Annotated in this window: 7 protein-coding genes; 2 read left to right on the plus strand and 5 right to left on the minus strand. The window is 64.6% G+C overall.

What is annotated here, in order from left to right:
* Nucleotides 1-37 precede the first annotated feature (37 nt).
* Together JS541_RS09600 and JS541_RS09605 are read left to right on the plus strand one after the other, a co-directional pair.
* On the plus strand, nucleotides 38-1,708 hold the full coding sequence (locus JS541_RS09600; protein ID WP_214374249.1) for a PLP-dependent aminotransferase family protein: 1,671 nt from the start codon (nucleotides 38-40) through the stop codon (nucleotides 1,706-1,708).
* Between the two features lie 80 nt (nucleotides 1,709-1,788).
* Nucleotides 1,789-2,781, plus strand: a complete 993-nt coding sequence (locus JS541_RS09605) for an isoaspartyl peptidase/L-asparaginase (protein WP_214374237.1) — start codon at nucleotides 1,789-1,791, stop codon at nucleotides 2,779-2,781.
* Nucleotides 2,782-3,087: 306 nt separating this feature from the next.
* On the opposite strand, the gene phnX is transcribed toward JS541_RS09605, so the two are convergent.
* The 5 genes from phnX to JS541_RS09630 form a co-directional block, all read right to left on the minus strand.
* Complete coding sequence (gene phnX / locus JS541_RS09610; RefSeq protein WP_214374238.1) at nucleotides 3,088-3,870, minus strand: phosphonoacetaldehyde hydrolase; 783 nt, start codon at nucleotides 3,868-3,870, stop codon at nucleotides 3,088-3,090.
* A 211-nt stretch (nucleotides 3,871-4,081) separates the two neighbouring features.
* Nucleotides 4,082-5,290, minus strand: a complete 1,209-nt coding sequence (locus JS541_RS09615; RefSeq protein ID WP_214374239.1) for a 2-aminoethylphosphonate--pyruvate transaminase — start codon at nucleotides 5,288-5,290, stop codon at nucleotides 4,082-4,084.
* Nucleotides 5,291-5,416: 126 nt separating this feature from the next.
* Nucleotides 5,417-8,299, minus strand: coding sequence for an extracellular solute-binding protein (locus JS541_RS09620; protein ID WP_214374240.1), 2,883 nt, complete (start codon nucleotides 8,297-8,299; stop codon nucleotides 5,417-5,419).
* Between the two features lies 1 nt (nucleotide 8,300).
* Nucleotides 8,301-9,113: an ABC transporter ATP-binding protein gene (locus tag JS541_RS09625; RefSeq protein ID WP_214374241.1), complete on the minus strand. Its 813-nt coding sequence runs from the start codon at nucleotides 9,111-9,113 to the stop codon at nucleotides 8,301-8,303.
* A gap of 435 nt (nucleotides 9,114-9,548) precedes the next feature.
* On the minus strand, nucleotides 9,549-10,418 hold the full coding sequence (locus JS541_RS09630) for a MurR/RpiR family transcriptional regulator (RefSeq protein WP_214374242.1): 870 nt from the start codon (nucleotides 10,416-10,418) through the stop codon (nucleotides 9,549-9,551).
* Between the last annotated feature and the right edge of the window lie 276 nt (nucleotides 10,419-10,694).

Genomic DNA, 10,694 nt, shown 5'->3' on the forward strand with positions numbered 1-10,694 from the left:
ACGGCGACAAATGGCAAACCTGAGCGGAGGCGATCGCATGCAGATACGGCTCGACCGGCACAGTCCGATGCCGATGTACCGGCAGCTTGCCGGCGAACTGCGCGAGCAGATCGTCTCCGGCGCGCTCGCCGAAGGCTACCGGCTGCCTCCCGAACGCGAACTCGCAACGCGGCTCGGCGTCAACCGGGCCACCGTTCTGCAGGCCTACCAGCAGCTCAAGGACGAAAGGCTGATCGCATCCAAGGTCGGCAAAGGCACATTCGTGCTGCCGGCTGTTCCCGTCCCTGTTCCTGCGTCATCGGCATTCGCCGCCGCACGGTCGTCACGACCGTACGCGACATTGTCGTCGACATCATCCGTCACCGCATCCGCTGCGTCATCGTCACCCGTGCCGTCCGCGGCCCCCGGCGATTCCCGCCCGCAGATCGTCACCATCCGCGACGTGCGCGCGCAGCTGCCCGTCGACCCCGAGCCAACCGTCATCCGGCCGCCATGGTCGGTGCTGTTCAGCGACTACTCCAACCGGTTCACCTACCACGACATCGCCGAAGCGGAACGTGCGCAACGCGGCGGCTCCGGCGGCGCCGGCACGATTGTCGACTTCGCCACCGGTTCGCCCAACCCGGCCGACATTCCCGACGACCTGCTGCGCGCGGTCAGCCTTGAAGCGTTCGCCTCGCACGACTTCGACGGCCAGCCCGAATCGCCGATCGAAGGCTTCGACGAACTGCGCGACCTGCTCGCCGACCACATGCGCACCCGCGGCGTGCACTGCAACGCGCGCAACGTGATGGTGCTCTCCGGATCCGAACAAGGCATCGACCTGATCGTGCGCGCGTTCGTCAACCCCGGCGACCGCGTGCTCGTCGAACAATCCACGTTCTTCCCCGCGCTGCAGGCGTTCCGCTCCGCCGACGCGCGCATCGTCGGCATGCCGATGGACGAACACGGCATGCGCACCGACCTGCTCGACGGCTACTGCGCGCGCTTCCATCCCAAACTCATCTACACCGTGCCCACGTTCCAGAATCCGACCGGCACCACGCTGCCGACCACGCGGCGGCGCGAACTCGTCGACGTGGCGCGGCGATACCAGTGCCTGATCATCGAGGACGACGCGTACGGGGAACTGTGGTACGGGAGCCCGGACGATCGGCCCGTGCCGCTTGCGGGCATGGAGAACGCGGGCTACGTGATGTACCTGTCGACGTTCTCGAAAACCGTGACCTCGGGACTGCGCACCGGATGGGTGGTGGCCGACCCGCACGTGATCGCGCGGCTGGCCGCACTGCGGCGCATGGTCGACCAGCATACGAGCACGTCGTCGCAGCGCATCTGCCTGGAACTGCTGCGGGAAGGTCGGATCGCCGCGCATGTGCGCGACCTGACCGCGGCGTACCGCGTGCGGAGGGACACGGCCGTGCACACGCTGGAACGGCATGCGCCGCGCGGCATGCGCTGGATCGTGCCCGAAGGCGGCTACTACGTGTGGGTTACGCTGCCGGACGGCGTGCGCGCGTTGGACCTGCTGGCGGACTGCCGGTCGCGCGGCGTCACGTTCATGCCGGGCGGCGTATTCGACGTGGACGAAACCGACGACACGCACATCCGGCTCAATTTCGTACGGCCCGATGGGACGGATATCGAACGAGGCGTGCACGTGATCTGCGAGGAGGCCGATAATCGTGTCCGGAATCGCGGTCGATAGACTGCGACGACAGGTTGCGATGACAGGCGAGACGATCTTGACAGTCTTGACGGCCACCGCATCGGGAAAGGGGGCCTATCATGGCGCAACAAGGAACCGTGCCGCTGGCGACCGTCGAATCGGCGGGCAGTGAAAGCGGCATCACGTTGATCATCCACGCCGGGGCGGGCGATCGGGGCAAACACCATACGCCGGAACGATCGGCGCAGGTGCAGGCCGATCTGCGGCGCGCGTTGGACGCCGGATACACGGTGCTGGAAGCGGGCGGCGCGGCCGAGGACGCGGTGGTCGCGGCCATTCACGTGATGGAGGACGCGCCCGAATTCAATGCGGGACGCGGCGCGGCGCTCACCAGCGACGGACTGGCGCGCATGGACGCATGCCTGATGGACGGCGACGGCGAAGTCGGGGCGGTCGCCGGCGTGGGCACGGTGAAGAACCCGATCGACGCGGCGCGGGCCGTCAAGAACCAGACCAAGCACGTATTGTTCGCCGACCCGACCGACGAGGAGATCGCCGCATGGGGCGTGGAAACCCGGCCGAACGAGTATTTCGTCACCGAAGCGCGGCGGCGCTCGCTGGCCGAGGCGCAGGCCGGCGGCGACGCATGGGCGAAACGGGCCGGCGAGGCCGGCGGCACCGAGGCGCAGGGCGGCGTGATCGGCGACGAGAAGCACGGCACGATCGGCGCGGTAGCGCGCGATGCGGCCGGGCGGATCGCCGCCGGCACCTCCACCGGCGGCATCACGAACCAGATGCACGGCCGCGTCGGCGACTCGCCGCTGCCCGGATGCGGCACGTTCGCCGACCAGCGCACCGTGGCCGTCTCGTGCACCGGCATCGGCGAGGCGTTCATCAAGGCGGTCGCGGCGCATCAGGTGGCCGACCGCGTGCGCTTTGCCGGAGAATCCGTGCATGACGCGGCCGTGGCCACGCTCGAGGAGGTCGCCGCGCATCACGGCGACGGCGGCATGATCGTGCTGCCCGCGACCGGCCGCGGCGTGGTGGCCTACAACAGCGAAATGATGAATTTCGGCTACCGTAGCGCCGCCGGAGAGCGCGTCAACGGGTGAAATGCGTCCGTCGGCGGGCGTTGCGGTATTGGCGGCGAGTCTGCGGAATCGCTCTGTGGCATCCAATTCGTAAACTCTGAGGCAGTTTTTGCTGTTGCTGAAGGTCTTTCTCCAAACCCTGAGGCGGCTACTCGGCGCTCTACCGTTGTCAATGCGTCGAAAACGGCCTTATGACCGAATTGTTCGAGACGATACTGCTTCAAGGTTTGGAGAAAGACCCATGCACAAATGGGAAACTGCCTCAAAGTTTGCGAAAGCCGTTGTTCATCAGATGAACAACGGCTTTCGTGGGAAAGATTGGAACGCTCAGGCGAGCTGAGCGAGCAGCGTCGGCAGTTCGGCCATCGTGTCGATGACGGCGTCGGCGCCGGCCTTGACGAACGCGTCACGCGCGTCGGCGCGGGCAGCGGCCTGATCGGCGGGGGAGAGCGCCTCGAACTCGCTTTGGCTCAACGCCATCTGCGAGCTGCCTTCCGTCACGCCGATCGTGAACACGCCGGCGTTCTTGCCCTCGCGGATGTCGGAGAGCGTGTCGCCCACTTTGGCGGCGCGGCGCACGTCGGTCACGCCGAGCCGTTCAAGGTTGCGGAACACCATGTATGGGTAGGGGCGGCCGAAACCGTTCGTGGAATCCGGGCTGAACCAGCAGTCCGGCGCATAGCCGTTCGCGGCCGCCTGCGGCACGACGATGTCCATCATCTTGTCGGTGTATCCGGTGGTCGAACCGATCTTGATGCCGGCCGCACGCAACTCGGCCACCGCATCCGTCACACCCGGCTTCGGATCGGCGAACTCGTTGAGAATGCTCAGCAGCTTCGGCTCGAAATGCGCGTACACGGCATCCACGTCCGCGTCGGTCGGCGCCGAACCGTGCTCGTCCTCCCACGCGCGGGCGATGCGGTCCATGTGCAGCATCGTGTTGATGTGGTCGTGCTTGAGCATGCCCATCGGCTTGCGTGTCTCCTCCATGGTCGGCGTCACTCCGAACTCCTTGAACGCCTCCTGAAACGCGCGCACCGGCGCGAAGCACCCATAGTCCACGGTGGTGCCGGCCCAATCAAAAATCACGGCCTCAAAACGATTGGTCATAATACTGTTCCTTACGAAGTAGATGGCAAATAACTCGAAATCCCGAGGTGTGGCGGAGCGGTATGCGTTGCCAGATCATAAGCAGCGCAGGCATGTGCTAAGCTGCGCGAGCACATGCCGGAGCGAAGCCGAGCGGCTTCGGAGCGTATCGGGCAACGCATACCGCCCCGCCACACCGTCACACCCGATGCGGTTGAACGGTATCTTCGTCTCAGGCGGTGAGCTTCACGCCGGCCGGGGCAGCGGCCTTGATCGGCTCGCCCGCGGCGTCCATCGCGGCGATCGCGGCCGGCACGGAATCCGAGCCGGTGGCCGCCTCGAGCAGCCCGCGCTCGCCCATGTACAGCGCCAGCAGCTCGGTCACCTTCTCGATGTCGTCGGCGTAGATCTCGCCGATGTTGCCCAGACGGAACGTCTCCTCGGTGGTGAGCTTGCCCGGGTAGATCGCGTAGCCGCGCTCCTTGATGAACTCGTACATGTCATGGAAGTCGAACTTCGTGCCGTCCGGGTACAGGAACGTGGTGATGATCGGACCCTGGTGCTCGGTAAGGAACACGCGGAAGCCGAGCGCCTTCATGCGCGCGATGAGCAGGTGGTTGTTGAGCGCGTAGCGGGCGGAGCGCACGGGGATGCCTCCTTCGGCGAACATCTCGTCGAGGGCCTTGGAGAACGCGAGCACCACGTGGGTCGGCGAGGTGTAACGCCACTTGCCGTTCGCCTTCTCGAGCGTGTTCCACTGGTCCCACAGGTCGAGCGAGAGCGAACGCGCCTTGCCCTTGGACGCCTCGAGCTTCGCCTTGTTGCAGATGATGAAGCTGAAGCCCGGCACGCCCTGGATGCACTTGTTCGCCGAGGAGACGAGGAAGTCGATGCCCCAGCCGGCGACCGGGATGTCCACGCCGCCGAACGAGCTCATCGCGTCGACCATGAACGTGCAGCCGTGCGCCTTGGCGACGGTCGCCACCGCAGCGATGTCGTTGAGCAGGCCGGACGTGGTCTCAGAGTGGATCATGGACACGTACGTGATCGTCGGATCGTTGCGCAGGTATTCGTCGACCTTCGCCTCGTCCGGGATGCGATCGTACGGTTCCGCGTACTGGACGTAGTTGATGCCGGCGTGCTCGCAGATCTTCACCTGACGGTCGCCGTACGCGCCGTTCGTGCACAGCAGCACCTTCTCGTCCTTGCCGATCACGGAGGTCAGCACGCTTTCCACGCCGAACGTGCCGGAGCCCTGCATGAGCACGGCGGTGTACTCGGACGGGTCGCAGTGCGCGAGCTCGAGCAGCTGGCGGCGGATCTTCTGCGTGATCTGCTGATAGTCCTCGTCCCACGTGCAGTGGTCGAAGAGCATCTCCTCCTTGACGGTGCGCGTGGTCGTCAGCGGGCCGGGAGTGAGGAGCTTGTATTCGTTTGCCATGATGATTGGTTCCTTTCCTGTTTCCGATTGCCGACTGTAGTCACTTGCGTAGTTCCTGTAATCTTCTACGTAGTTTTACGATTTCCGTCGGCGTGTTGTCTGTAGTTCTGTTGGTTGCGTAACCGTTTATTTGCCTTGCGCGATGCGCTTGCACTCGGCGGAGAAGTCCTGGTGCTGCTGGAGCAGGTCGACGGTCAGGGGCTTGGGGAACGTCTTGGAACGCTTGGATGCGTTGGTCGGGGCCTTCTCGCCCTGGTACAGCGGCGTCGGATATGTTTCGAGCAGTTCCTTACGGCCCTGGTCGATGATCACCGCGGCCATCTTCTGCGCCTTCGGGTTCGTCGCCTTGCCCTTGTCGAGCACTGCCACCGATTCGGTCAGCGAGTAGTTGCCCTCCTCGGGGTCGACGTAGTCGATCGGCAGGCCCTTCTTCTTGTCTGCGACGGCCTGATGGCGCAGGCCGAAGCCGATCGCCACCTCGCCCGAACGCACGGCCTTGAGCGGGCCGGAGCCGGACTGTTCGAGGTGCGGGCCGGCGTTGCGGTAGATCGCCGTGAGGATGGCCTTGCCCTCCTCGCCGGTGCCGTACGCGTCCGCGATGGCCTGGATCATCAGCCAGCCGGTCGACGAGCCTTCCATGTCGGGCACGGAGATCAGTCCCGCGTACTTCGGGTCGGCGAGGTCCTTGAAGCTCTTCGGCGCGTCCACGCCGGCCGCCTCAAGCGCCTTCGTGTTGACGATGATCGCACCCTCCTGGGCGGTGGTCGGGCGGCGGTAGTTCGGCGCCTTCGAGTTCTCGGACGTGCCTAGCAGCTGCGATTTCACGTCGGTCAGACGCGCGAACATGTGGTTGCGCTCCTGCGCCGAATCCACGTAGTAGGAGCTCATGGTGAGCATGTCGGCCTCGAGCGCCTTGCCTTCGGCGAGCATCTTGCCGCCCAGCTCGGAGGTGCCGAAGCTCTGGATGATGTACTGGTCCTTGAACCCGTTGTTGTCGAGCGCGTGCTGGAAGGCGACCACGGCCTCGTCGTCGGCGTTCGTGTAGATCACAACCTGCCCGTTGGCGGAGGCGGTGGAGGTCGCGCCGAACCCGAAGCTGACGAGCAGCACGGCGAGCACGGCCGACAGTCCCGCGGTGAATGCGTTGCGGGCGCGGCGGTTGCCGCTGGTCGGCAATGGGAAGTCCGGCGTGCCGTTCTCGGCGGCCTGCACCGCGGCGGTCAGCTTCGTGTCGGCGGCGACGGTGGACCGTGCGGCGGCGACCTGCGGCGTGCGCACGGTGGCGCGGGCCGCAGCGCGGGCGCGTTCGGCGGAACGGTCACGCGTGGCGAACGCGACCACGCCCTTGACGACGAGGTTCGTCACAAGGATGAGCAGCGAGAGCACGAACACGTCATCGAACTTGGCGATGTGCTGCAGCGCGGAGATCTTCGTAGTGATGACCTGCGTGCGGGCGCCGGTCAGGAACACGACCGCGGAGATCGTGACCATCGCGTTGACGAAGTAGTAGCCGAACACCTGCAGGATGGTCGGCAGCGCGTTCGGCGTGACCACGCGCACGATCGTCTTGATCCAGTTGTCGCCCATGAGCTTGGCGGTCGTCTCCCAGCCGGCGTTCATCTTCGAGAGCGAATCCTTGATCATCTGGTACGGGGTGGCGAAGTAGTGGATGATGTTCGCCGCGATCAGGATCCAGAACGTGTTCTGCAGGCCGGAGCCGGAGAACGCGAACAGGAACGCGATACCGAGCACCATGCCGGGCACGGTGTTGATGATCGCCGAGATCGCGTCGACCGAACGCTTCGCCCAGTTCGGCAGCTTGGAGCGCGAGGTCACCAGTCCGGCAGCATACGCGAACAGGCAGCCGATGATCGCGGTCATCACGGCCACGTACAGCGAGTTCGTGAACACCTGCGTGAGCTCGGGATCGGTGAACATGTTCGCGATGTGCGCGAACGTCGGCGCCGTGTTGAACGGCCATTCCGAGACGAACGGGATGAGCAGGATCACCGCGAACACCGACAGCGTGCACACGAGCACCACTACGGAGGCGATGGCGCACGCCCAGTCGCGGCGCGGCCCCTTCGGCAGGTCGACCTGGCTGATCTGCTTGTAGCGGATCGCGAAGCGTTCGAGCACGGTCATCAGGATGATCGAGATGATCGACGGGATCAGCATGAACACGGCGATCACGGCGCCGCGGTTGAAGTTCGGGATGGAACCGAGCATCTGGTTGAACAGCGTCATCGCGAGCACGTCGTATTCGCCGCCGACCGACGTCGGGATACCGTAGTCGGTGAACGCGAGGAAGAACGACTGGATGAACGCGACGGCCATCGTGCCGATCAGCGGGCGCAGCACCGTGTTGAGGAACGTGGTCAGGGGTTTGTCGCCCATGATGTGCGAGACGATGATGAACTTCTTGTCGACGAACTGGAAGCTGTTGTTGATCAGCAGGAAGCAGGTCGGCAGCGTGTAGATCACGTAGCCGAGCAGCAGGCCGTTGAACCCGTAGATGTCGAACAGCTGGTGGCCGCCGAGCAGGCGGGTGATCAGGCCCTGCTTGCCGAACGAGTAGATGATCGCGAAGCCGTACGTGATGGTCGGCAGCAGCATCGGCAGCTGGGAGAGCAGGCCGATGGCACGCTTGAATCCGCCGGGAAGGTTCGTGCAGTTGATCGTGTACGCGAGCAGGAACGCGAGCAGCACGGCCACGAGCGCGGACACGGACGACACGGCCAGCGAATTGGTGATCGACCGCGTGAACTCGGGACGCGAGAGCACGGCCGCATAGTTGGCGAGCGTCGCGGAACCGTCCGCCGTGGTGAACGACCTGACGATGACGAGCGCCATCGGCACGACGAGGAACGCGGCGAACGCGACGGCCACGATGACCAGCAGCGTCCACAGCTCGGTCTGCTTCGGGGCGCGCGGACGGCGTTCGTAGTTGACGATTTCGGGACGGATGTTGGGCAGCTGGTTGGCCGCCTGGATCGATTCGGCGGACATGTCAGGCCTCCTGCGCGCTCGTCGCGGCGGCGGGCTGCGCGGCGGCCGCGACCGTCGGCTCGTGCGCGTCGCCCTCGTTGAACAGCGTGTAGATGTTGTTGCGCTTGACCTCCAGCTGGTGCAGGATGAACTTGCGCACGAAGTCGGACGCGGGATGCTCGATGATGTTCTCCGGCGTGTCGTACTGCGCGATCTTGCCGTGGTTGATGATGAGCACGCGGTCGCTCATCGTGCACGCCTCCTCCGGGTCGTGCGTGACCATGATCGTCGTGAGCTTGTATTGCTCCACGATCTGCTTGATCTTCGCCTTGATCGACTCCTTGATCACGCCGTCCAATGCGCTCAGCGGTTCGTCGAGCAGCAGCAGTTTCGGCTTCATCACCAGCGTGCGGGCGAGCGCGACGCGCTGCTTCTGGCCACCCGACAGTTCGTCGATGCGCTTGCCCAGGTGTTCCTCGAGCCCGAGCAGCGAGATCAGCTCTTTGATCTCGGCCTGCGACGAGATGCCCGGGTTGTTCCTCAGGCCGTACGTGATGTTCTCGTAGGCGGTGAGGTTCGGGAACAGCGCGTAGTCCTGGAACACGATGTTGAACCCGCGCTTCTCCATCGGCACCTGCGTGAGATCCTCGCCGTTGTAGAGGATCTGGCCGCTGGTCGGATCGGTGATGCCGAGGATGATGTTGAGCAGCGTGGTCTTGCCGCCGCCGGAGGGCCCAAGGATCGACATGATCTGGCTGTCGCCCAGCGTCAGGCTGATGCCGTTGAGGACGTGGGTGTCCCCGAAGGATTTGGTGATGTTGTTCAGTTCGAGCATATTTCTCAACTTGCCTTCCGGCAGACTGCTCGTGGCGGCCTGCGCTTTCGATGCCGGCCGGATGCCGGCATCCCCGTTCGGTATTCAGTTATGTGCGACCGAACTTCATGCCGCAGTTTCCATGGTCGGGCACGAATCGGCGTTGCGGGGACGGTTGAGGGGAAAGCTCAATAAAAGGATGGTGAACAATGAGTAAAACTACGCCGCGTCGTTGTAGTTCCGTAGTTTTCACGGTTGACGAGTGGCGGTTTTCGCTTGCTGAGCATGCGCTCAGCAAGCGTTTTCTGCCACGCGAGATGGTGCGTGGCGGTTTTCGCTCACTGAAACGGTGTTCAGTGAGCGAAAACCGCCACGAGAGGCAGTATGACGAGGTGGCCGCGGTTATCCGTGGTCGAGACGGTCGCGGCGAACGCGGACGAGGCGCCGCGGACCGGCTCAGTCGCGGTATGCGCGGTCGGCGATGATCTTGCCGGAACGATCCAACTCGGTGGAGAACCGGCCGTAGTCGCTCAGGATCACGCCCATGTACAGCATGTCGACGATCGCCGTATGCGCCACGCGCGAGAAGATCGCATTGCCGTAGATCGTATGCTCCCCGCGGCCCGCGTACAGGCACACGTCCGCCCAACTGGCCAGGGGGGTGCCGGCCGCGTTGGTGACGGCGATCGTGTGCGCGCCCTGCGATTTCGCCAGCCGCAATGCCTTCACCGTATCGGACGACGAACCGGAATACGAGAACGCGATCGCGGTGTCGGTCGTCTCAAGATGGCCCGCGCCGATCTGCTGCAGGTAGGCGTCGGTATTCAGCCTGGCTTTCAAGCCGAGATAGCCGAGCTTGGTGAACAGATCGGTGGCCGGGACCAGCGAGTTCTCCACGCCGTAGATGTCGACCAGCGACGCGCCAGCGATCAGCGCGACCGCCTTGCGGAACGCCGATTGGTCCAACGATGCGGACAGGTCGTCCAGCAGCGTCTTCGCGCTGCTGACCGCCTTGAGCGGCACGGAGTCCAGATCGTCCCACGGGTTGAGATCGAACCCCTCCAGCGGGTCGAAGGTCACGCGGCGTTCGGCCTCTGGATGACGCAGCACGTAGCGCAGCTCGCGGTATCCGCCGAATCCGAGCTTGCGGGAGAACCGGATCACCGTCGGCTGACTGACCCGTGCCGCCTGCGCGAGCTGGCCGACGGTGAGCTCCGCCGCTTCGGCGATATGATCACGGACATACTGCGCCACCGCCCGTTCCGCCGGACGCAACGACGGGTACACGTGGTCGATGCGCTCGCGGATGCCGACCGAAGACTGCATGAACCATCTCCTTCACGCCTTGATTCGATTCGTGTCTCAGCTTATGCGACGCGAGTGTCCTCGCGCCCGTGGAAAGTTGGCCTCCAGGTGAACACGCATTGAACACTCGTTACCGCAGCGGCGGCGCGTCGGGCAGGTCCGCGATGCGACACCGTGTTTGGTTGTTTGATGGGTTGAGTGGCGACGCTGACGCTCGCACCATGCGTGGTGTTGTTTGAAAACCTACGCGTGGGAGCGGACGTGGCGTGTTAGCGCGTGCCTCGTCGGATGGCTCGT

Origin of the sequence: Bifidobacterium sp. SO1, assembly GCF_018555335.1 — a bacterium.
Lineage (GTDB): Bacteria > Actinomycetota > Actinomycetes > Actinomycetales > Bifidobacteriaceae > Bifidobacterium > Bifidobacterium simiiventris.